This window comes from Thermosynechococcus sp. QS41 (assembly GCF_031583515.1).
GTDB lineage: Bacteria > Cyanobacteriota > Cyanobacteriia > Thermosynechococcales > Thermosynechococcaceae > Thermosynechococcus.
Window position 1 is genome coordinate 1,391,885 of record NZ_CP134181.1, and the last position, 20,212, is coordinate 1,412,096.

The following is a 20,212-nucleotide window of genomic DNA, read 5'->3' on the forward strand; positions in this document are numbered from 1 at the left end:
ACACACCCATGCCCTGGCGACACCTGCTAACGGCAATTCTGCTCCTTGGCTTCCTGTGGGGATGTGCCCTGCCTCAAGTGCGAGCAGAGGAGCGCCTGTTTCTGAATGTCGGGGTGGAATTTCGTGGCGAAGTGCAATTAGCCGTTGGCAGCCAGTGGCAGAATACCGAGGTGGGGGGGCTGTCGGGTTTGATCTACGATCCGCGTCAACAGCAGTTCTATGCCATTAGTGACGATCGCCAGCAACCTCGGTTTTACACCCTCGAAATCACTCCCGAAACCATTACCCCCAAGGACGTAACCTTTCTCCAGCAGCCTAATGGTGAGGTGTATCCGCCCAACACTGCCGACACTGAGGGGATTGCGCTGACGCCTGAGGGGCACCTTGTAATTAGCAGTGAAGGGGTAACGGCCACGGCTAGCCCCCCTTGGATCAAAGAGTTTGAGCGCGCGAATGGACGAACCATTGCAGCTCTCCCTATGCCCAAGTACTATCTCCCCAATGGTCAGCAGGGCATTCGCAATAATCTCGGTTTTGAGGCACTGACGCTTTCGCCGGCGGGCGATCGCCTGTTTGTCGGCGTTGAATCAGCCCTTGCCCAAGATGTCCGCCCCAATATTCCCATTTACTGCCGCCTGCTCCATTACCTGCGGGGGGATGTTGCCCCTGTGTTGGTGGCGGAGCATCTCTATCCCTTGGAACCCTCAGAGGCCGTGTTTAATGGCCTCGTGGAGCTACTTGCCCTTGACAATGGTGGCCATTTTCTGAGCTTGGAGCGCACCTATAGTCCGGGAGCAGGGCATGGCATCAAGCTCTTTGAAGTATCCTTGGCAGGGGCGACAGATACCCTTGGCATGGCCACGTTACCGGTTGATCTGCGCACTCTCCGCCCTGTGCAGAAACGGCTGATTTTGGATTTCAAGACGCTGGGGATTCCCTTGACCAATTTGGAGGGGATGAGCTTGGGTCCCCCCTTGGCCGATGGGGCGCGATCGCTCTACATCATTGGCGACAACAACTTTGATGGCAAGACACCGACCCAAGTCCTGATTTTTGCCTTAACCTTCCAGCGCTAGGCCTCAACGGTCAAGAGTCCCAGTTGTGCTAACAGGCGATCGCCCTCCACATGCTCCTGCATCATTTGTTCGACGCATTTGACTTTAGCGATTTCATGGAGGCGCACCTGACCAAAGGCACGATCCACAATTTCCACGGCTGTTAGGGTGTCTAAGTCCACCGAGAGAATGGGAATTTCCAACTCTTCGGCACGGGCAAGAATCGCAGGGGAAGGCGGCAAATGCCCCGTGAGGATCAGACAGTGGGTGGAGGTCTCCAAGGCCGCCCATTGAATATCGGTGCGATCGCCCCCGGTAATCACCGCCATATTGTTCGCTTTACGGAAATACTTCAAGGCAGCACTGACGTTCATTGCCCCAATGGTGAGTTCTTCTACCAGCAAATCCAAGCGATCCGGACGGCACAAAACTTCGGCATTTAACTGGCGTACCAATTCCTTGACACTGACACTGCGCAGCAACTGACTGCGGGGCAACATACCAAAAACTGGAATTTGGTGTGCCTCGAGATATTGGCGAATGGCAGGCAAGGGTTGGGCTTCAGGTTGGGGAATATCGTTGATGATCACCCCCAATAGGCGATCGCCCAATTCCGACTTGGCGAGGAGGAGCGATTCCACCACCAAGGGGGACTCGTAGCGCACCACCAGTAAAATGGGTGCATCCAACACCGCTGCCATCTGAGCTAACCCCAAATCAAACAGCCGCCCCTCGGCTAATGTGGCTGGCCCTTCGAGGAGCACCAAGTCTTCACTATTGATAGTGTGATAGGCTGCTAGGGCTTGGCGATAATCCTGCTGATCTGTGCCCATGAGCCGTGCCTTGATGGCTTCTGGCGTCAGCGTGAGCAATGTCGGCCGCACATTCTCTAGGTTGAGGGTTTGCTGTAAAAAACTGACATCGGCTTCAGTGTCTTCACTCTCGGTAGCGGGTTGGTAGGTGCCCAAGGGCTTACCATAGGCAATGCGCAGATGGCGATCGCGACAGAGCTTGGCCAAGCCTAAAACCGTTGCCGACTTACCGCTATAGGGCACAATGGAACCAATTAATAAATGCTTTGCCACCGTTTAGTTACTCCTCCCACAACCCCAACCCTGAACACGCTATCCTTAGTCAAGCCGTAACAGCTTACGATAAAACGCTTTTGAAAAATCGGCAATACGATGTTTTTTATAGTTAATAATTACATCAATGAGATGATCCACCAGTTCAAACGTGGTGATGGACATTTCGTACTGTAGATCAGGCGAATTATCAAAGGTCACCGTACAACGGGATAAATCCGCCGGCAAATTGGCGATTGTCCATGTGGCAATAAAATCAACATTGTTACCGCCTTCAATCCCCCGTTGTCCCTCCAACTTCCCCAAACGGTAGAGGGCGATGCCCAAGGGCAGCAGCGGACGTTTCTCAGCACGCATATAGGGGGCAAAGATATTGACTTCCCGGGGGTTGGCAGGCTGAAGCTGATCGAGGGCGGTCATGCAAGAATCCTTGTGTATTCAGTCTCACCGAGTGCTGAGGTCTATTCTACAGGTAGAGCAGGTAGCACGGGAGTCTTCGCTCTAGTAGCGCATTTTGGTTTGGTAACATATAGTTAACATAACTAACGAGCACTGCCTATGGTTTTTGATCCCGGAAACGCTAATTTCTACCAGTCTTCTACGGATGATGGGCAGCCCAATCTGCTCCTGAAGTACCTACAAAGCCAATCGCCAGAAGTTTTAACCCGTATTGCCCGTTCCGTCAGTCCAGAAATTCGCCAAATTATCAGCCAGAATGTCCAAGGTCTCGTGGGCGGCCTTCCCTCCGAGGATTTTAATGTCCAAATTGCCACCGATCGCGACAACCTTGCGGGGTTATTGGCCTCAGCCATGATGACGGGGTATTTTCTGCGCCAGATAGAACAGCGCATGGAACTGGAAATGAGCCTCGGCGATCTACCTATGCCCTAGGTTCTACCCACATACTTATTGTGAGTCTTGCTTGTGTCCGATCCTTGGCAACAGTTTAAGGCACTGCCTTGGCGATCGCTGGTGCCCACAGGTCTTCTTGTTGCCCTGCTTGCAGCGCTGTTTGATACGGGGCTTTACTATATTGCCGGTGCCGTCGCATCTGTCGGCGAGGCGTTGATCATCCTACTTCAGCCTCCTTTGGGTCTGTTAGTCCGCCTTGGTCTGAGCATTGGCCTTGGAATGGTGGCAGTGATCTCTTTGGAGGTGTGGTTTAACCCAGCGCCGATCTATAGCGGCACCCTCTGGGCGTTATTTCTGTGTGTCCTAATGGCCAGTGTGTTCTTGAGCTTTTTTAGCGGCACCTTGGGACTGCGCCCCCTATTTTTTCCACTCACAGAGGTGTTCCTGATTGGCACAGCCGTGGGGATTTTTTGGCAAGGTCGTCGCTACTGGCGGTATTAATTCGCTTCCTCAAGACGAGACGCGGGGAGCTTCGGAACGACGGCACTAATCTCAGGATTGAAGGTGGCATCAAAGGCATCGGCTCCCTGAAACAAATACCACACGGCCTCAATCACACAGGCAATGCGAGCAATGCTACCCAGAGAACCGTAGGGCACCGTCGAAAAGAGTAGCCCCAGCATGAGGTAAACGCCACCCCACAGGGGTTGGCGCAAATAAAACTTATGGAGTCCGGGGAGAAAGATGCCGGCCAAGGCTAAGAGAATGGCGATCGCGCGATTACGGTAGCCCATTATTGCTCACTGTGAATGACTCTAAATGCGATATTCAGTTAATCTTTAGCAAAACGCAACCTTGAGGAGTCTGGATTGCCACAACCACTATCTGTTGCTGTCTTTATTTGCCTAGAATGGCAACCCAATGCCGGGGGACACGTCAAATGTTGGGAACGTTTTGCGGAAGCTGCCAGCCACTACCCAGACCGCGTTGACCTGACCATTTACTTCCTTGGTGCCAAACAGCAAACCCTAGAGGTAGCAGCCAATGTTCGCTACCAATTGCTACCGCCCCAGTTCAGCACGCACTCACTGGAAATTATGCGCCAAGGGGCAGGCGTGACCGATGTAGCTCCCTTGCATTGGGGATTGCGCCGTTATTTACCCCAACATCAGGTGTTTCACATTACGGATACTTTTAGCTTTGCTCAAACGGTGCGCCGCTTTTGTCGCCAGTACCATCGTCCTCTCCTCAGTTCGATTCACACGGATTTGCCCTTATTGACCCGCACCTATTCGCGGGAAATTATTTGGCGCATGAGTGGCCGCAGTTGGGGGCGAGAATTTTGGCGGTGGCTATGGCTGGAGAAATTACAAGTGGATCAGTGGTTTGGTTACCGAGCCGAACGTAAATTAGCGGGCTTTATGCGTGCTAGCGATCGCGTCTTGGTCTCGCGGCAGCAGGATGCCGATTGGCTGCTCACGTTTTTGCCCCCTGAGCGGGTGGCGTGGTTTCAGCGGGGCATCGATCGCGATCGCTTTCATCCGCGATTTCGCAATCCCCAATGGCTACGGGAGGAGTATCACCTGCCAGAGGTGCCGATCGCGCTTTTTGTCGGTCGGGTAGATGCCAGTAAAAATGTGCTCCTGTTGGCGCAGGCAGCTCAAGTGTTAACCAATCAAGGAAAGGCATTCCATGTGTTGATTGTTGGCGAAGGGGCACAGGCTACCCTTGTCAAAGACCTTTTGGGCGATCGCGTCACCCTCACAGGCAAGGTACCCCAAGAAAAATTAGGGGCAATTTATGCCAGCAGTGATCTATTTGTCTTTCCCTCAGAGTCGGAAACAGGGCCCAATGTAGTGGTGGAAGCACGGGCGGCAGGATTACCCGTCGTCATTTCTGGGTTTGATGGCGGGCGCAAATATGTCCAAACCTCAGGGGAGGATGGGGTGGTGGTTTACAGTCGCGACCCCCAAGATTGGGCAGCCGCCATTACCCCGCTGTTAGATGATGCCCCCTATCGCCAGCGGATGGGAACACAGGCACACCAGATCACCCAAGCAACGTGCCCCACGTGGCAGGACGCCTTTGAGCAGAGCATTTTGTGCCAATGGGAAGCGGTTGCCCAAGCCTACGGCTGGCCTCAAAAAGCCTGATCCTCTAGGAGAGCCTCTAAAATCAAGGCCATATGGGTCCAGTGGGTTCCCCCCTGACAAAAGACAATATAGGGTGGACGCAAAGGGCCATCGGCAGACAGTTCCGACGTGCTGCCGTCAATAAACGTGCCCCCAGCCATCACTAGATCATCGGCATAGCCGGGCATGGGCGCAGGTACAGGATCAAGATAGGAACCCACCGGGGAGTAACGTTGCAACGTACGGCAAAAGGCAATCAGCTTTTCAGGACTGCCCAATTGGATCGCTTGAATGACATCGCGGCGGGGGGCAAGGGGGGCGGGGTTGACGGGATAACCCAATTGGTCAAAGACATAGGCCAAGAGATGGGCGCACTTGAGGGCTTCGCCGACCATTTGCGGTGCTAAGAACAGCCCTTGAAAGAGCAGACGATGTTGATCAAATGTGGCACCCCCTTCGTGGCCAATCCCCGGTGCCGTAAGGCGATAACTGGCTTGCTCAATGAGATCAGCGCGTCCTGCTAAGTAGCCCCCCGCGGTGGCGATCGTGCCGCCGGGATTTTTAATCAGAGAACCCGCAATCAAATCGGCGCCAACATGGGGCGGTTCTTGGGTCTCGACAAATTCGCCGTAGCAATTATCCACAAAACAAACCACATTGGGATTTTGCCCCTTGATCAGTTGGATCATTTTGCCAATGTCCTCAAGGCTGAGGCTCGGCCGCCATGTATAGCCACAGGAGCGTTGAATGAGCACCATGCGGGTTTGAGGTTGAACACAGGTGGCGATCGCCCCCCAATCCGGTTCGCCCGTACTCAGGAGGGGAATCTGGCGATAGTGAATCCCAAAGTCCTTGAGGGAACCTTGGCCGCGACCCCGCAGGCCAATCACCTCTTCTAGGGTGTCGTAGGGGGCACCCGCAAGGGAAATCAGTTCATCCCCAGGGCGGAGCACACCAAATAGCGCCGTGGCGATCGCGTGGGTACCAGAAACAAATTGCACCCGCACCAAGGCCGCCTCAGCCCCCATCACCTGCGCAAAAACGCGATCCAGCACCTCACGCCCTAGGTCGCCATGACCATAGCCCGTCATGCTACTGAAGTGATGCACCCCCAGCCGCTGCTGCCGAAACGCCCCTAGAACCCGATCCAAATTTTCCTTAACGCGGCCATCAATTTCGTTAAACGTTGGGGCAAGTGCCTCTTGGGCAGTAGTTAAGAGTAGATTCGTCACGCGCAAAGAAGAAATCAGCTATTCATGTAAAAGAATATGCAAGGGAATCACGACTAACTATGAATCCTCACTGAAAAACTCATTATCTTCTAGATTAACATCCAAGCCATCAACCAGATCATCAAGTTTGGGTTTGAAATCAAAATTGTATAAAAAGTCAATATCTAGTGATTCAAGCAAAGCACGAATATAGATTCTCAATGAGACGTAACCTAGAGATTCAATAAAACTAGGGATATCTAATTTAGGGATCCATTCATAGCATGAAGCATGAATATTGACCAAGAAGTGCATTATTTGCTCTAGCTGTCTTGATTCTACTGGAAGGAGCTTAGGACATTGATTTTCATCTAATGCCTGCTCAAAAAAGTTAATCATTTTTCTTTCATCAGTCTCATCAAACTTTTCTCTTGCTAAATTAGGTATTAAAGTCTTATCAAAGACTTTAATTTGAGATGAAGTCTCTTTCTTTAACTCAGTGTTGATCCAACGAGTTTGGAGGGGATCGGCTGCTGCACAAACGCAGTAGATAGGGAATAAATTGTCATTTGACCAGTTTAAAAGCCAATTTAAATTTCTGTAAGCATTCAACCTAGCCACCTTACCTAAACGTGCAATAAGCTCAACTTCGTCAATTAGGATAACCCAACCTTTATAACCACACCAAGTTAATACATCGGACATTAGCTCACAGTAAGCACGACTATGATTTGCAATTTTAAAAACAGGTAATTTTGGAAAATCTTGGCCTCTTTTTTTATGAACTCTTTTAATCTCAGATATTGGTAATCGGCATCCAATCAAATCACCATACAGCAACTCACTTTCTTCTTCATTAGCGTAAAAATAATTTTCAAGAACAATCAGTGGTAATTCATGGGTGTATCTATTTTGGGCATGAATATAAATATCATTTAAATCATCTGCTCTTTTAGTATTCAACTTATGCTGAATACCAAACAGTTTAGAATCTGGAGTTCTGATAGATGAGGCCAGCTTTGCATACAAACGCAACATATGCTGACCAGATAATTCACGACTAAGAGTAACTCTACTAACGGCAAAACCCATCTCCAGAGCTTTATATTCAATATTGGTTAATTCGTGGGTTTTTCCTTGACCGTAGCCACCCCATATAAATCTACCCTTTTGTTTATTACCTACAGCCAGCTGTTCTAAATCTCGAATAATTTTTGTTGTTAGATCAGGTCTTAAATCAGGAAGTTCACGTATTGAGACTCTGGTAGGAATACCAGCACGAAGAGACTCAATAATAGCAATTGCCGTGTTTTTATCTAAATTAGTAACCATATATCACTCAAAATCCTGTATCTCCATAAATCAATTTTTATTTATAATTCACGCTTTTTTTGATCCTTTACTGCCTTTACTACTGCCTCTATTACCACTTGTTGAAGTTGAGAAAAGTTCTTTAGATAGTTGCTAGGAAAATCAAGTTGATCATCCCTTAATGAAGCTTGTTGTAAGAGGCTATAAGTTTTTTGATTAATCTCAGGAAGATACTTGCTTTGTAATTCCTTTAGATGTTTATTAATGTCAAGCAAATCAGAAAAAGGATTAAATCTATCGCATTCCTTGAATCCATTTTGTAAACGTATCCAAAGAGCATCATAAGAACGAAAACCACGCTCATGATTTGTAACAAGATCAGAGTTGCCAGCAAAAATGAATAAGCAATATTCTAATACTTCAGTATCATCAATAAGCTGTCGAATAATTTCATAAACATCCGAAATAGCATTTTTAGTATAACTATATCTGTGAGTTTCAGGATTTTTCTCAGTTAGAACTTCAAGATCATCCACACTAATAACTAAACCTTTATTACCTGCAAGTCTTATTAGTTGAACAAGAGAGTTAATCCAGTCTCGAGCATTAAACTTTCTAATTTCTTCAAAAAGAAGTAAGGACTTAAATTCTTTTTTTTCTTCTTTAGTAATGTCATTGGTTGCAGAAAGCCACTTCTTTGCTTTTTCTATAGCATCCTGCTGATTAGCAATCATCCTATTGTATACAACTTGATAAACAAATGACTGAAATGATGGGGTAAAATCATATTTTTTAATTATTTTGGAAATTGCTTTTTTGATTTCACTAGTTGCAATTTGCGTATTGGGATATTGATCTCTAATCCTAGGAATGAACACTTCTGAACCATCATATTGATCATCAATAGAAAATTCCTGAGAAACTGTGCAGCAAATTCCTCTTACAACAAGCTCCAAGTCAATTTTTTTAAGTATTGATTGATAGAAGTCAACTAAGTTGTTTGGCCGGAAGTTCTTAGCAGATAAATAAACAGTTACATAGCCAGATGACTTTGCATCAAGCATAATCGAACGAATCAAATGGGTTTTCCCTGTTCCTTTATCCCCAACTAAAATTTTGACTTTACTGCCACCATTTGCAATAAAATAATCAAGTTGATATTTCTTAAAAAAATCAAGCCATATTTCTCGACCAACGGTCATTTTTTGAAGCAACTCTTCAGATTCAGGTGGTTGTCCATTACTTAGTAATTCAATATCATTGCGATTAATATTCACCTTGCCAAAACTCCAAATAATCAATCTAGTTATGCTCTATATTCTGACTTCTTGTGAATTGCTAAGATACCAAAAGACCTAGTATTATTTGGTGATTGAAATCTATAATTATTTTTTGAATCTCTATGAGAAGAAAATATAAAAATATAATCCTTATATTCTATGCTATTTTTTCTCAAAAGCTTTGATAGGTCGACCAAAAACATTGATTCAGTATATTTCTCTTTTGCTATTGACTTGATTGTCCATAGATTATAAATCTCTCTGATTAAAATGTTTCTACCCCATCTTACTTTCTGATCATTATTAAACCCAACGATGTATTGATAAGCGGTAAGTAGTTCTTGACAAATTTCATCTTCATCGAATCGCCTTGACCAAATGGCATTGTATTTTTCACTAACCCATCGTACTATGCTTTCTGGATTTAAGTTGTAGTTTTTCTCTCGTATTTTATCGCCTACGATTTTTGCCTGCTTCTTTTTTATATTAAAGATTAGTCTGTAGGGAAAAATTTCGTATACAGGGAAGCGACCCAAAAATCCAATATTATGTTCTCCGAACAGTCTTTCTATAATAGCTGCATACTCTGGGCTTATAAATAATTCTTCTTTCTGCTTTACATTGTTTTCTAGTTCTTCTAGGTGATCTTTTATCTTTGAAAAGCTACTGCATATAGTTTCATGACAAGAATTAAAATCATGTATATTCCATTCTTTAGCTAGATTGACTAATTCTTCGTAACGCTTTTGAAGAACTTTAATATCTCTTTTAATATCTAGTTTAGATTCTAACATTCTTCCTTGATAACAGCAAGATCCGATTCCTTACCAATCATTATAGCACAAAAATCTTGTACTTAATCAAATTTAATATGGTATTCTCCATAAAAATTCTTCAATAAATATTATTGAATATTACTGATTATTTCTTTTGCTATCACTTTCAAAATTGTGAGTCTTGGCAGGATAAATGCGTCCTCGCCACTGCTTAGGGCGTTGCCAAGAGGAGAGGGTAATTCGCAGGGCGGCGAGGGGATCCGCAAGGGGAGACAGCCAAAAGAGCCAGTGCCCTTGACCCGTCTGCCAATCATAGACAGGGGCGATCGCCAGTGTCATGCCGCAGCGGATCAGCACCAGCAAGCCATTGAGCAGTGTCGCCATCTCTAAAGGAAGGCTGGGAGTAGTCATTGCCAGTGCCATCAAGCCCAAAATCAACAGGGGCAACGGTAATCCCTGTACTGCCCAGAGGAAATAGGCATCGCCCCAGAGCTGGGCGGCGGGGGTGGCATCCTTGAGATCCAGCGATCGCCCCCATTCTCGCCATGTCTCCGCCATGCCCTCATACATCCGCACCTTGAGCACCTTGGAGCCATCGCGAAAGGCCACCCGTGCTCCCCTAGCTGCTGCCGCCCGCACTAACGTTACATCATCACAAAAGGAGGAAGCGGCAACTTGGTAGCCGCCCATTGCCTCGAGGCGCGATCGCCGAATGAGTAGGCACTGACCATTGGCCAGAATCCGCTCCGGCTGAGTTTCCACAGCGCGCGCTGCGCCAAAGCGGTAGATCAGCGTCAAGAGCAACGCCGGTTGCAGCCACCATTCACCGCCGGTCTTGAGGATAAAGCGAGGCGAGAGAGAAATCAGATCCAGTTGCTCCTGCTCTGCTGTCGCCAAAAGACTAGCTACAAGGCCGGGTTGCGGTTGGGTATCCGCATCAATGCCCAAAATCCACTCACTATCGGGATGGGCACGACAAAAGCCCGTATGTAAAGCCCAAGGCCGCCCCACCCACCCCGGCGGTAAGGGGGGATCAAACTCCAGTCGCAGACGCGGATCGCGGTGTTGTGCCGCGTGCACGATTTCAGCCGTGCCATCTTGGGAATGACTATCAACAATCAGAATTTCCCGCACCTCATAGCCTTGACGCATTAAGCCCTCTAAACAGGGTTGCAACCGCTGTGCCTCATTGAGGGTGGGGACAACAATTGAGACTTTGGCTAAGTTCTCTGGGCGGGAGGGCTGGGGGGTTAAGGGAGTCGGTCGTCGCCAACCTGATCCTAAACGGGCGATTAAAACAGCCGCCCAAGGTGCCTGTGCCAGGATCGCGGCGCTGGCGATCGCTGCTATGCCAACTGCAACGGTACTCAATTTTCTTCTGCCTCGTCCTCTGCTGGCGAATTTTCGGGGGGCGGAACATCCTCTGGAGACAGTTTCAGCCGTTTAATCGGTAAATTGGCAATCAAAGCCGTTGTCCGCTGATCCGACTCTAGGGAAACCGCTAGCCCCTCCGTTTCTAGCTCCACATAGCGGGAGACCACCTCTAAAATATCGCGCCGCAGATTGTCCAAAATTTGCGGTGTCAGGGCCGTGCGATCGTGGGCAAGAACTAACTTTAAACGCTCCTTGGCAGTGGTGCGACTGGGGGGAGTACGGGTAAACAGCCGCTCTAAAAGTTCACTGATCATCCCTTTGCCCCAAACAAGCGTCGAATGCGACCAAAGAGTCCACCGCTTGCCGCCTCTAAATCGAGAAACTCAACCTTTTCCCCCTCCAAGCGACGGGCAATATTCATAAAGGCCTGCCCCGCTAGGGACAGCGACTCTGCCAAGACCAAGGGTTCCCCTTTGTTGGTGGAAACAATCACCTTCTCATCCTCGGGGACAATGCCAATCAGGGGAATCGAGAGAATTTCTTGGACATCTTCGACGGACATCATATCGTTGGCAGCCACCATTGCTGGGCGTAAGCGATTCAAAATGAGATGGCTATTGCGAATGCGGTAGGCCTCCAGCAGGCCAATCACGCGATCGGCATCCCGTACAGCGGCAATTTCTGGCGTGGTCACCACCAAGGCTTCCTGCGCAGGGGCAATGGCATTGCGAAATCCCGCCTCGATCCCCGCTGGACAATCAATGAGCACGTAATCATAGTGCTTGCTCAGGGCTGAGGCCAACTGTCGCATCTGTTCTGGGGTAATGGCATCCTTATTGCGGCTTTGGGCTGCGGGCAGCAACACCAGCCTATTCAGGCGTTTATCGCGCACAAGGGCTTGATCCAAGCGACACTGCCCGGTCAGCACATCAATGGCGGTGTAAACCACGCGATTTTCCAAGCCGAGTAGTAGGTCAAGGTTGCGCAAGCCAAAGTCGGCGTCAATGAGCACCACCGATCGCCCCAATTTGGCCAAAGCCACACCAATATTGGCACTGGCGGTTGTTTTCCCCACGCCCCCTTTGCCCGAGGTAATGACAATCGTGCGCCCCATTGAACTCCCTAGGAATTGGCTTACTAGAATAGATTATCTCAAGGTGCCTCGGATACGGCGAAGGCTCGCCCCCAAGTATCGGCGGGGGCAATCTGAATCCCTTGGTCTGTGGCGTAGGCCACCTCTGGATAAGGCGGGTTTGGCGGCTCTGGGGTACGTGCCAACAGATCAGCAATCCGTAACTGTGTGGCTGCCATTTCAAGGGTCATAATCCGTGCCCCCCGATTGCCCTTGGCACCGGCGTGGGCGATACCGCGTAATCGCCCCCAGACGATAATATCGCCGGCAGCAATGATACTGGCTCCTGCATTGACATCGCCAACAATCACCACAGTGGCGTCATGGTGAATTTCCATGCCTGATCGCAGGGTTGTTTTCAAGTAAAGGGGGTTGGCCATGGGGTCTGAGTCCCCCTCAGTCTCTTTTGCAATTAAGGGTGGCAGTTCCCCCTGCTGGACACTGTAGCCAAGGGTAGCGGCAGCGATCGCCGTCTGGCGGCGTTCGGTAATAATCTTGTCCAGTCGCAACTGATGCTCGCTGAGAGCCTCGGCCAACTGTTGAAGCTGTGACTGATCTAAAAGCCGCTGTCCGCAGGCACAATCTACGGGTAAGGTCTCTGACCAGAGGTGTTCTTGACCGACAAGGTAAAGTTGCAACTGCGGCCACAGGTCAATCCAGTCTAAATCGGCCGGCAACGTGAGTCGGTAGCGCCCTCCACAGTGTTCTAAAGCAAGGCCGCTGACAATGGGTGTGCTTTGCTCCACCTCAAGAGTTACCGCAGGGCTTTCAGCAGGTTCCTCTACGGGGGTTGACTCAGACTCACTCATGGTTTTTCCACTCGCAGTCGCTGTGTAATCAGAACCATGCCCGTATCGCGAATTAAGGCCACAGAGACCCAGCGATTACCGGCTTCTTGAGGCGCACGTCCCACCTTAAAAATCCCGCCCGCAGAGAGGAGTTCCAATTTGACGGGGCTAGGATTGGCGTAGGTTTGGGCGTTGATGGGCTGATCGCTGGCGGCGCCGAGGAGAATGGCATTGCCAATGGGTTCTTGCACAATCGCATCAAGGCTAAATTCTTCACCCGCACGCACGGCTTGGGGGAGGGAGAATTGCACCGTAGGCGGTGTCGCACCAATCGTGATCGTAGTTTTTTCGCTGGTAATGTCTTGGCGGATGATTTTGCCGTTGCGGATGACTTGGGTGGCTTGCAGGTTGCCACGAATGTTTTGCGGGCGATCGCTCGTGCCGCCGGCTCCTTCAATGGTTGTACTAATCTCTAGAATCCACTCATTTCCCTGCTGTTGCCAACGGTTCACCGTCGTGCGGTAGCGGATGTCACGGTAGGGTTGCCAAAACGTCGGCAGTTGTTTGCGCAAAATTTCAAGGGTGAGGCCGTCCCCTGTTTTGAACTCAGGGTCATAAAAGGCTAGCACTGCCTCTAGATTCTTTTGACTGGCTGCTGTATCCAACCCGTTAAGGAGGGATTGCAACGATTCTGGCAGAGCAGCCGGAGTGGCTTGCGCGAGGGGAGCCGCCCAAGTCTGCTCCTGTATCCCCCCACAGATCACTGCCAAGCCAAGAACTGAAACCAAAAAAGAGCGACGCATCATTCACTGCCTTTGCGACTCGTTTGCCATTAAGGTCTATTCATCAAAATTGGCGGAGTTATCTTGCTCGTCAGTGGGAGGACGATCCAAGGGTTGATAGGGCACATACTCACTGCCATCCGTTGTGCCTTCCGGACGGGGGCGGGGGGGTCGCCGTCGCACAGGGCGATCGCTCACTTCCGCAGTTTCCGTAATCGGCGGCGGCGGTCGGCGGGTTGGCCGGCGGGTTGTCGGTGTTGGTGGACGATAGGGTTCATCGACAATCTCATCTGCCGGTGGTGGGGTCGGTCGCGGACGCCTTGAAGGGGGACGCCGAACACTGGGGCGGCTAGGGGGTGGGCTACTGCGGCGCGAGGGTAAACGTCCGACCGGGGGGGCATCCTCTACATCCTCGTCTTCATAGCGCGATCGCGACACCTCACGACTGCCCCGAATTCGCCGCAGGGGTGGGTAATCCTCCTCCTCTTCCTCTTCATCCTCGTAGGGTTCGAGTTCCTCCAGCTCCGCTCGATAGGTGTAGCTACGGCTCACGGGTCGCTCTTCATCCACAATCGGGGTATTTCGCCGCGCCTGCTCGGTGGCCACCCGTCGTAGCCGAATACTCTCGTAGGCAAAAAAGGCAGCGGTGCCTGTTAGTAGAAACTGGCCAAACAGCAGAATTGGATCGAGGCGCCACCCTTGGAAAAAGAGAATCCCACCGCACAGAAGAGCCACTGCGGCGAAGAAAATATCGTGATCTCGCGCTAACTCTGGCTGAATCGAGCGCAGAAAATAGAGGAGCGCCCCCGCAACCGCTAGGCCAATGCCCAAAATACCAGCAGGCCCAAGCCCGACATTAACAATTTGACCAAGGAGGGGGGAAAAGGAAAGATACGTCATTTAACCGGTTGATTGAAGGGGCAAAATAAAACACAGAGTCACAGCGCTATGGCCATGACTCTATTTTAGCGATGATTGCAAAGCCCACCAGCTGCTTGGCTGCCTATGAAGAACGCTGCACTTTATCAATTTGACTAATGGTGATCAAAGCAGCGAAGGTTAAACCCAGCACCACCGCGCCGGACAATAGCCCAATAAAGAAACCTTTAAGAGAAGGGGTAATGGTCAACAGTAGAGGGTACGCAGAATGAATCATGGCTGTTGCTTGCAGGTCAAAGTGAACACTAGGATTTTAACAAAATCTGGCTTCGCTGCTATTAGACCCAGTGTCGCCAAGCTCGGAGTCGCGTCAGTAGCCGCTGCTGAAGGCGTTCCCAAAACGCAAAGGAAAGGACGCCTCGGGGTTGCTCTCGTGGGACTAAGCCGATATTTGCCCCGACCGGTCTGAGCGATCGCCCCATGGCCATCGCCGCTTCGCGAGCCTCTTCTCTAGGAGGAATAAACGTGAGGGTGGGAGCGGGTAGCCAACGCGCCAGTTCGCAATAGCGATCGCGGGGATGATTTTTTACTTGTCCCTGCACCACCAACGTCGTCGATTCGCCACCATCCACCGCCGTTGCATCAGTGACGCCCTGCTCCAGTAAAAACGCCTGAAGCTGCCCAAAGGAGACCCCCGGCGAACCACCATTGCCCCGCCCATCGCTGACGACGAAAATATATTCATTGCCCCGTCTGCCGAGAATCGCCTTAGGAGAAGTGCGATCGCTGTCATCCACAGGTAGCTTCCTGCCGCCCTCTAAAAGCTGCTGCGAGCCACTCACCACATGAAACGGCTGCGCAGGTAAGCTGCCTCGGTAAAACTCCATCCCCCCTTGAGCCGGGAAATGCACAATCGCTAAATAGCCCCCCTCATAGGGACGCACCACCTGACCATTCACGATGTAGGCTCCGAGAACCCCCGCTGGAATCGTGCCTCGACCGCTTAAGCAGGTCTGCCGTAGTGCCCCATAGTCAATACCCTCAGGCTTTAATTCCCCCATAACCCATTTCTGATAGTCCTGAAAGGAACGCAGGGAATTCGCATTTAACCAGCGGAAGAAATTCGTATTCATCGCTGCCACAGCTCCCGTCCGCCGCGCAAAAGCCGCTGTCGTTTCTAAATAGGTATCTTGGCCATTGGGGGCAGGTTCTGTCATGACCACCCGATAATCCGCCATCGGCGCAGCCACCATATATACCTGCGTTTGATCCACTCTATGGGTCGAGTACTGAAGAGTGGCTAATGAGAGGCCAACCCAAGGCAACACACTCAGCATCTATTTTCCTCCAGCACAGCCTTCAGTTTCGGTGGGCTATCTCTAACCTAGGACGCAAAAACAGATGATTCTGTCCCCAAGCTGCTTTAAGGATAGTGAATAAATCAACATAAATCTTTAGGTTCTTTTAACCCACATCCTTGGGGAATCTGCCTAGGATCAGGGTGGGATTTTCTGGACGCTTTGGCACCATGGAACAAATACCCGCTTCAATTTGGACACTCACCGCTGGCATTGTTGTTACCCTGATTAGCTTCTGGGTTGGTCATCACCATGGCCTCCTGCCGGAACAGGCCTCTGAGCAGGCTCCCTTGGTGGATAACTTCTTTGACATTATGCTCACAATTGGTACCGCTCTCTTTTTGGTGGTACAGGGTGCGATCATCCTCTTTGTGATTCGCTATCGCCGCCGTGCCGGTGAGGAAGGGGATGGCCTACCCATAGAGGGCAACTTACCCCTAGAGGCCTTCTGGACGGCCATTCCTGCCCTGATTGTGATTTTCCTTGGTATCTACAGCGTGGATATTTTCCAGCGCATGGGGGGACTGAATCCGGGGGATCATGCTCTGCACTCCATGCACACCCCTAAACCAGCAGTGGCGGTTGTTGCCGAAGCCCCCTCAAAAACCACCAGCGATGCAACTGCCCTTTTAGCAGCAGCGCCAACCCCTGAAATTGGCATTGGTGCCAGCCCCGATGTTCAAGGCAAAGCCCCAGACGTAGTGGTGGATGTGGCGGGTATGCAGTATGCATGGATTTTCACCTACCCCGACAGTGGCATTGTCTCCGGCGAATTGCATATCCCAGTGGGCAAGGATGTCCAATTGAACCTCTCCGCACGGGATGTGATCCATTCCTTTTGGGTGCCGCAGTTTCGCTTGAAGCAGGATGCGATTCCGGGTGTGCCCACTGAACTGCGCTTTAAGGCTACCAAGGTCGGGACATACCCCGTCGTCTGTGCTGAACTCTGTGGTGGCTACCACGGTGCCATGCGCACGCAGGTGATCGTGCATACTCCAGAGGATTTTGAAGCGTGGCGTAGTCAAAACCAAGCGATCGCAACGACTCCCGTGATCCCCTCCCTGAGCGATCGCCATGTCGAGGAGATGGGCGTCACCCCCCAATTAGTGGCGCAAGTAGAAGCAATGACCCACCACCATTCTCCGTCAAAGCTTTAGTTTTCTTCCTACTGTTGCATTCTTGAGAGAGTTATGGCGCAAGCACAACTGCCGCTAGATACCCCCTTGTCGCTCCCTGAGCATCCCAAGGCGTGGAAGTGGTACGACTATTTCACCTTTAATGTTGATCACAAGGTAATTGGCATTCAATATTTGGTCACCGCCTTTATCTTTTACTTGATTGGCGGACTGATGGCGGTGGCCATGCGCACGGAGCTGGCAACGGCAGATTCAGATTTTCTCAATCCCAATCTCTACAATGCTTTCATGACCAACCACGGCACCATTATGATTTTCTTTTGGGTGGTGCCAGCGGCCATTGGTGGCTTTGGCAATTACTTGGTGCCCCTGATGATTGGGGCGCGGGACATGGCCTTTCCCCGCTTGAATGCCTTAGCCTTTTGGCTGAACCCGCCGGCGGGGGCATTACTCTTGGCCAGTTTCCTGTTTGGCGGTGCCCAAGCGGGTTGGACCTCCTATCCGCCCTTGAGTACGATCACGGCCACTACTGCCCAGAGTATGTGGATTCTGGCGATCGTCCTTGTGGGTACCTCCTCGATCATGGGATCGGTGAATTTCATCGTCACCATCTGGAAGATGAAAGTGCCTAGTATGCGCTGGGATCAATTGCCCCTCTTTTGCTGGGCCATGCTAGCCACCTCTCTGCTGGCTCTAGTGTCAACGCCCGTGCTGGCGGTAGGGCTGATTTTGCTGCTGTTTGATATTAACTTTGGCACCTCGTTTTACAAACCCGATGCCGGTGGGAACGTTGTCATTTACCAGCACCTTTTCTGGTTTTACTCTCACCCGGCGGTGTACCTGATGATTTTGCCGATCTTTGGCATTATGTCTGAGGTGATTCCGGTTCATGCCCGTAAGCCCATCTTTGGCTATCAGGCGATCGCCTACTCCAGTTTGGCCATCTGCTGCGTGGGTCTCTTTGTCTGGGTACACCATATGTTCACCAGCGGTACGCCCCCTTGGATGCGGATGTTCTTCACGATTTCGACACTGATTGTGGCGGTGCCGACAGGAGTAAAAATCTTTAGTTGGGTCGCCACCCTCTGGGGGGGCAAGATTCGCCTCAACAGTGCCATGCTCTTTGCCATTGGCCTACTGTCGATGTTTGTCCTTGGTGGCCTCAGTGGTGTGACCTTGGGGACTGCCCCCGTGGATATTCACGTCCACGACACCTACTATGTGGTGGCACATTTCCACTATGTCCTCTTTGGGGGCTCCGTGTTTGGTCTCTATGCGGGGATTTACCACTGGTTCCCCAAAATGACAGGACGGCTCCTCGATGAGCGCTTAGGGATTCTCCACTTTGTGCTGACCTTTATTGGCACGAACTTGACCTTTTTGCCGATGCATGAGTTGGGTCTTAAAGGGATGCCCCGCCGCGTGGCCATGTACGATCCCCAGTTTGAGCCAATTAATCTCATCTGTACGATTGGTGCCTTTGTCCTAGCTTTCTCAATTATTCCTTTCCTGATTAACATCATTTGGAGCTGGAATAAGGGCAAAATTGCCGGCGATAACCCTTGGGGCGGTCTCAGCTTAGAGTGGACGACCAGTTCACCGCCGCTGATTGAAAACTGGGAAGTGCTGCCTGTGGTCACCAAAGGTCCCTACGACTACGGCATTGAGCAGCGCAAGGAAAGCACCGATGAGGATGAGGACGAGGAAGAGTAGGACGCTTTAGGAGCAAGCCATGCAAGGTACTGTTGACTCTCAAGCGACGGCCATAGCCGTTGATCATGCCCATGAGCACCCTGATTTTCGGGTTTTAGGGTTGCTGGTCTTTTTAATTTCTGAATCCCTAATGTTTGGTGGCCTCTTTGCGGCCTATTTACTTCTGCGGGGCATGAATGAGCAATGGCCGCCCGAAGGCACTGAGGTGGAACTGCTTGTGCCCACCATCAACACCATCATCCTTATTTCCAGTAGCTTTGTCATCCACTACGGCGATGTTGCCATCAAAAAGGATGACGTTCGCGGCATGCGCCAATGGTACTGGATCACGGCGGCCATGGGGGCAGTGTTCTTGGGCGGTCAAGTTTATGAGTACCTCACCCTCGGCTACGGCCTGCGCACCAATGTCTTTGCCAACTGCTTTTATGTGATGACGGGCTTCCATGGCCTCCATGTCTTTGTGGGGATTTTGCTGATTTTGGGGGTGATCTGGCGATCGCGCCGTCCCGGCCATTACAGTGCCCACAAGCACACGGGGGTCACCATGGCAGAGATCTACTGGCACTTTGTGGATGTGATCTGGATTATCCTCTTCACCCTGCTGTATATCCTGACTCGCTTTTAGGGGCAGGTCTTGAATTGGGGCGATCGCGGATCAAAGTTGCACTGATAGACCACAGGTGCTTGCCAACTCAAGGGAATTTCCAAGAGGTCACGGGTACCCGTAATTCCCTGCAAGAGAAAAAGAACAAGGGCAAGGGAATTCAAGCCAATGTGAATCCGCCGCCACCTGAGCGATCGATCTTGGTAAATCTCCCCCACAATGGCCACAGAAAAAATCATCAGCATCACCGCCGCCAAGCCAAAGTAAAAGTGGGAAACCCACCACTCGTCATCACGGCGAAAGACCCCCGGTTGAAAAGCTAGAATGGTCACCCCCATCCCTGAGAGGGTGGCAAAAACAGCACGCCATAGCTTCGATTGAGCACGATACAGCAGCGCCGTTGCTGCAATGGTGACAACAAACATCAGTGCCACGAGGACAACAGAGAGCGGTTGCAGTGTCTGATTCTCCGCCTGCATCAAGAAGCCCTGAAATCCAAACACCACTGAATAGGCCAAGGCCACCAATGTGATGCCAACCACGCCGGCTGCTAAAAGATTGCCCAATTTGACATGCAGGGTGCCCACTGTGGGTGGGATGGTGGTGTCTTTGAGACGACGCTGCCGCGTTTGCAGAGCAAAGAATGTGGTGATGCCAATGACCGGAAAGACAAATGTGCAGGCCAAGATGGGATGCAACAGCAAAATGATGTCTTTGAGGTTGAGAAACATACTGGCTAAGAAC

23 protein-coding genes are annotated in these 20,212 nt (G+C 50.6%); 7 read left to right on the forward strand and 16 right to left on the reverse strand.

Going from position 1 to position 20,212, the window contains the following annotated elements:
• Nucleotides 1-8: 8 nt before the first annotated feature.
• Nucleotides 9-1,076, forward strand: coding sequence for an esterase-like activity of phytase family protein (locus RHJ80_RS06740; RefSeq protein WP_206199504.1), 1,068 nt, complete (start codon nt 9-11; stop codon nt 1,074-1,076).
• Here the strand turns inward: RHJ80_RS06740 and RHJ80_RS06745 are convergent.
• Together RHJ80_RS06745 and ebsA are read right to left on the reverse strand one after the other, a co-directional pair.
• The gene (locus RHJ80_RS06745; RefSeq protein WP_310800627.1) at nt 1,073-2,140 is read right to left on the reverse strand and encodes a phosphotransacetylase family protein; all 1,068 of its coding nucleotides are present in this window, start codon (nt 2,138-2,140) and stop codon (nt 1,073-1,075) included. The two genes, RHJ80_RS06740 and RHJ80_RS06745, sit on opposite strands and share 4 nt — an antisense overlap.
• A gap of 45 nt (nt 2,141-2,185) precedes the next feature.
• Nucleotides 2,186-2,560: a type IV pilus biogenesis protein EbsA gene (gene ebsA / locus RHJ80_RS06750; protein ID WP_206199506.1), complete on the reverse strand. Its 375-nt coding sequence runs from the start codon at nt 2,558-2,560 to the stop codon at nt 2,186-2,188.
• A 138-nt stretch (nt 2,561-2,698) separates the two neighbouring features.
• On the opposite strand from ebsA, the gene RHJ80_RS06755 reads away from it, so the two are divergent.
• Complete coding sequence (locus tag RHJ80_RS06755; RefSeq protein ID WP_206199507.1) at nt 2,699-3,031, forward strand: DUF760 domain-containing protein; 333 nt, start codon at nt 2,699-2,701, stop codon at nt 3,029-3,031.
• Between the two features lie 33 nt (nt 3,032-3,064).
• Nucleotides 3,065-3,493 (forward strand): hypothetical protein, encoded by a 429-nt coding sequence (locus tag RHJ80_RS06760; protein WP_206199508.1) that lies wholly within the window; start codon nt 3,065-3,067, stop codon nt 3,491-3,493.
• Here the strand turns inward: RHJ80_RS06760 and RHJ80_RS06765 are convergent.
• Complete coding sequence (locus RHJ80_RS06765; RefSeq protein WP_225901511.1) at nt 3,490-3,786, reverse strand: TM2 domain-containing protein; 297 nt, start codon at nt 3,784-3,786, stop codon at nt 3,490-3,492. The genes RHJ80_RS06760 and RHJ80_RS06765 overlap by 4 nt on opposite strands.
• A gap of 75 nt (nt 3,787-3,861) precedes the next feature.
• On the opposite strand from RHJ80_RS06765, the gene RHJ80_RS06770 reads away from it, so the two are divergent.
• Nucleotides 3,862-5,145, forward strand: coding sequence for a glycosyltransferase (locus RHJ80_RS06770; RefSeq protein WP_310800628.1), 1,284 nt, complete (start codon nt 3,862-3,864; stop codon nt 5,143-5,145).
• On the opposite strand, the gene RHJ80_RS06775 is transcribed toward RHJ80_RS06770, so the two are convergent.
• The 12 genes from RHJ80_RS06775 to RHJ80_RS06830 all read right to left on the reverse strand — a co-directional run bounded on the left by RHJ80_RS06775 (nt 5,133) and on the right by RHJ80_RS06830 (nt 15,910).
• Complete coding sequence (locus RHJ80_RS06775; RefSeq protein ID WP_310800060.1) at nt 5,133-6,356, reverse strand: methionine gamma-lyase family protein; 1,224 nt, start codon at nt 6,354-6,356, stop codon at nt 5,133-5,135. The genes RHJ80_RS06770 and RHJ80_RS06775 overlap by 13 nt on opposite strands.
• Nucleotides 6,357-6,413: 57 nt before the next feature.
• Complete coding sequence (locus RHJ80_RS06780) at nt 6,414-7,667, reverse strand: BREX system ATP-binding domain-containing protein (protein WP_310800061.1); 1,254 nt, start codon at nt 7,665-7,667, stop codon at nt 6,414-6,416.
• Between the two features lie 41 nt (nt 7,668-7,708).
• Complete coding sequence (locus RHJ80_RS06785; RefSeq protein ID WP_310800062.1) at nt 7,709-8,923, reverse strand: BREX system ATP-binding domain-containing protein; 1,215 nt, start codon at nt 8,921-8,923, stop codon at nt 7,709-7,711.
• Between the two features lie 29 nt (nt 8,924-8,952).
• Nucleotides 8,953-9,720: a hypothetical protein gene (locus tag RHJ80_RS06790; RefSeq protein WP_310800063.1), complete on the reverse strand. Its 768-nt coding sequence runs from the start codon at nt 9,718-9,720 to the stop codon at nt 8,953-8,955.
• Nucleotides 9,721-9,840: 120 nt separating this feature from the next.
• On the reverse strand, nt 9,841-11,073 hold the full coding sequence (gene cruG, locus RHJ80_RS06795) for a 2'-O-glycosyltransferase CruG (protein WP_310800064.1): 1,233 nt from the start codon (nt 11,071-11,073) through the stop codon (nt 9,841-9,843).
• Nucleotides 11,070-11,390, reverse strand: coding sequence for a cell division topological specificity factor MinE (minE, locus tag RHJ80_RS06800; protein ID WP_206199511.1), 321 nt, complete (start codon nt 11,388-11,390; stop codon nt 11,070-11,072). Before minE ends, cruG begins: the two co-directional genes overlap by 4 nt.
• Entirely contained in the window at nt 11,387-12,190 is an 804-nt protein-coding gene (gene minD / locus RHJ80_RS06805; protein WP_206199512.1) for a septum site-determining protein MinD, read from the reverse strand. Before minD ends, minE begins: the two co-directional genes overlap by 4 nt.
• Nucleotides 12,191-12,228: 38 nt before the next feature.
• Complete coding sequence (gene minC, locus RHJ80_RS06810; RefSeq protein WP_206199513.1) at nt 12,229-13,017, reverse strand: septum site-determining protein MinC; 789 nt, start codon at nt 13,015-13,017, stop codon at nt 12,229-12,231.
• A complete protein-coding gene (locus tag RHJ80_RS06815) occupies nt 13,014-13,802 on the reverse strand; it encodes a nuclear transport factor 2 family protein (protein ID WP_225901512.1) in 789 nt (262 codons plus the stop codon). Before RHJ80_RS06815 ends, minC begins: the two co-directional genes overlap by 4 nt.
• 33 nt (nt 13,803-13,835) lie before the next feature.
• On the reverse strand, nt 13,836-14,678 hold the full coding sequence (locus RHJ80_RS06820) for a Ycf66 family protein (RefSeq protein ID WP_302677870.1): 843 nt from the start codon (nt 14,676-14,678) through the stop codon (nt 13,836-13,838).
• Between the two features lie 103 nt (nt 14,679-14,781).
• Nucleotides 14,782-14,934, reverse strand: a complete 153-nt coding sequence (locus RHJ80_RS06825; protein WP_149818106.1) for a photosystem II reaction center X protein — start codon at nt 14,932-14,934, stop codon at nt 14,782-14,784.
• Nucleotides 14,935-14,995: 61 nt separating this feature from the next.
• Complete coding sequence (locus RHJ80_RS06830; protein ID WP_310743573.1) at nt 14,996-15,910, reverse strand: phosphodiester glycosidase family protein; 915 nt, start codon at nt 15,908-15,910, stop codon at nt 14,996-14,998.
• A gap of 275 nt (nt 15,911-16,185) precedes the next feature.
• Between RHJ80_RS06830 and RHJ80_RS06835 the strand changes: the two genes are divergently transcribed.
• The 3 genes from RHJ80_RS06835 to RHJ80_RS06845 are packed head-to-tail and all read left to right on the forward strand — an operon-like array spanning nt 16,186 to nt 19,489.
• A complete protein-coding gene (locus tag RHJ80_RS06835; RefSeq protein ID WP_310438328.1) occupies nt 16,186-17,172 on the forward strand; it encodes a cytochrome c oxidase subunit II in 987 nt (328 codons plus the stop codon).
• 33 nt (nt 17,173-17,205) lie between these two features.
• The gene (ctaD, locus tag RHJ80_RS06840; protein WP_206199517.1) at nt 17,206-18,864 is read left to right on the forward strand and encodes a cytochrome c oxidase subunit I; all 1,659 of its coding nucleotides are present in this window, start codon (nt 17,206-17,208) and stop codon (nt 18,862-18,864) included.
• 19 nt (nt 18,865-18,883) lie between these two features.
• Nucleotides 18,884-19,489: a heme-copper oxidase subunit III gene (locus RHJ80_RS06845; protein ID WP_206199518.1), complete on the forward strand. Its 606-nt coding sequence runs from the start codon at nt 18,884-18,886 to the stop codon at nt 19,487-19,489.
• Here RHJ80_RS06845 and RHJ80_RS06850 read toward each other — a convergent pair.
• Nucleotides 19,486-20,199, reverse strand: coding sequence for a DUF4079 domain-containing protein (locus RHJ80_RS06850; protein WP_286626565.1), 714 nt, complete (start codon nt 20,197-20,199; stop codon nt 19,486-19,488). The genes RHJ80_RS06845 and RHJ80_RS06850 overlap by 4 nt on opposite strands.
• Nucleotides 20,200-20,212 lie beyond the last annotated feature (13 nt).

What these genes read in the sequence shown, in the direction of transcription:
- RHJ80_RS06850 (WP_286626565.1), bottom strand. Translation starts at nt 20,199, where the DNA reads ATGTTTCTCAACCTCAAAGACATCATTTTGCTGTTGCATCCCATCTTG.
- RHJ80_RS06765 (WP_225901511.1), bottom strand. Translation starts at nt 3,786, where the DNA reads ATGGGCTACCGTAATCGCGCGATCGCCATTCTCTTAGCCTTGGCCGGC.
- RHJ80_RS06780 (WP_310800061.1), bottom strand. Translation starts at nt 7,667, where the DNA reads ATGGTTACTAATTTAGATAAAAACACGGCAATTGCTATTATTGAGTCT.
- RHJ80_RS06815 (WP_225901512.1), bottom strand. Translation starts at nt 13,802, where the DNA reads ATGATGCGTCGCTCTTTTTTGGTTTCAGTTCTTGGCTTGGCAGTGATC.
- RHJ80_RS06830 (WP_310743573.1), bottom strand. Translation starts at nt 15,910, where the DNA reads ATGGTGGCTGCGCCGATGGCGGATTATCGGGTGGTCATGACAGAACCT.
- minD (WP_206199512.1), bottom strand. Translation starts at nt 12,190, where the DNA reads ATGGGGCGCACGATTGTCATTACCTCGGGCAAAGGGGGCGTGGGGAAA.
- RHJ80_RS06740 (WP_206199504.1), top strand. Translation starts at nt 9, where the DNA reads ATGCCCTGGCGACACCTGCTAACGGCAATTCTGCTCCTTGGCTTCCTG.
- RHJ80_RS06835 (WP_310438328.1), top strand. Translation starts at nt 16,186, where the DNA reads ATGGAACAAATACCCGCTTCAATTTGGACACTCACCGCTGGCATTGTT.
- RHJ80_RS06845 (WP_206199518.1), top strand. Translation starts at nt 18,884, where the DNA reads ATGCAAGGTACTGTTGACTCTCAAGCGACGGCCATAGCCGTTGATCAT.
- RHJ80_RS06825 (WP_149818106.1), bottom strand. Translation starts at nt 14,934, where the DNA reads ATGATTCATTCTGCGTACCCTCTACTGTTGACCATTACCCCTTCTCTT.
- RHJ80_RS06790 (WP_310800063.1), bottom strand. Translation starts at nt 9,720, where the DNA reads ATGTTAGAATCTAAACTAGATATTAAAAGAGATATTAAAGTTCTTCAA.
- RHJ80_RS06755 (WP_206199507.1), top strand. Translation starts at nt 2,699, where the DNA reads ATGGTTTTTGATCCCGGAAACGCTAATTTCTACCAGTCTTCTACGGAT.
- minC (WP_206199513.1), bottom strand. Translation starts at nt 13,017, where the DNA reads ATGAGTGAGTCTGAGTCAACCCCCGTAGAGGAACCTGCTGAAAGCCCT.
- ctaD (WP_206199517.1), top strand. Translation starts at nt 17,206, where the DNA reads ATGGCGCAAGCACAACTGCCGCTAGATACCCCCTTGTCGCTCCCTGAG.
- minE (WP_206199511.1), bottom strand. Translation starts at nt 11,390, where the DNA reads ATGATCAGTGAACTTTTAGAGCGGCTGTTTACCCGTACTCCCCCCAGT.
- RHJ80_RS06820 (WP_302677870.1), bottom strand. Translation starts at nt 14,678, where the DNA reads ATGACGTATCTTTCCTTTTCCCCCCTCCTTGGTCAAATTGTTAATGTC.
- ebsA (WP_206199506.1), bottom strand. Translation starts at nt 2,560, where the DNA reads ATGACCGCCCTCGATCAGCTTCAGCCTGCCAACCCCCGGGAAGTCAAT.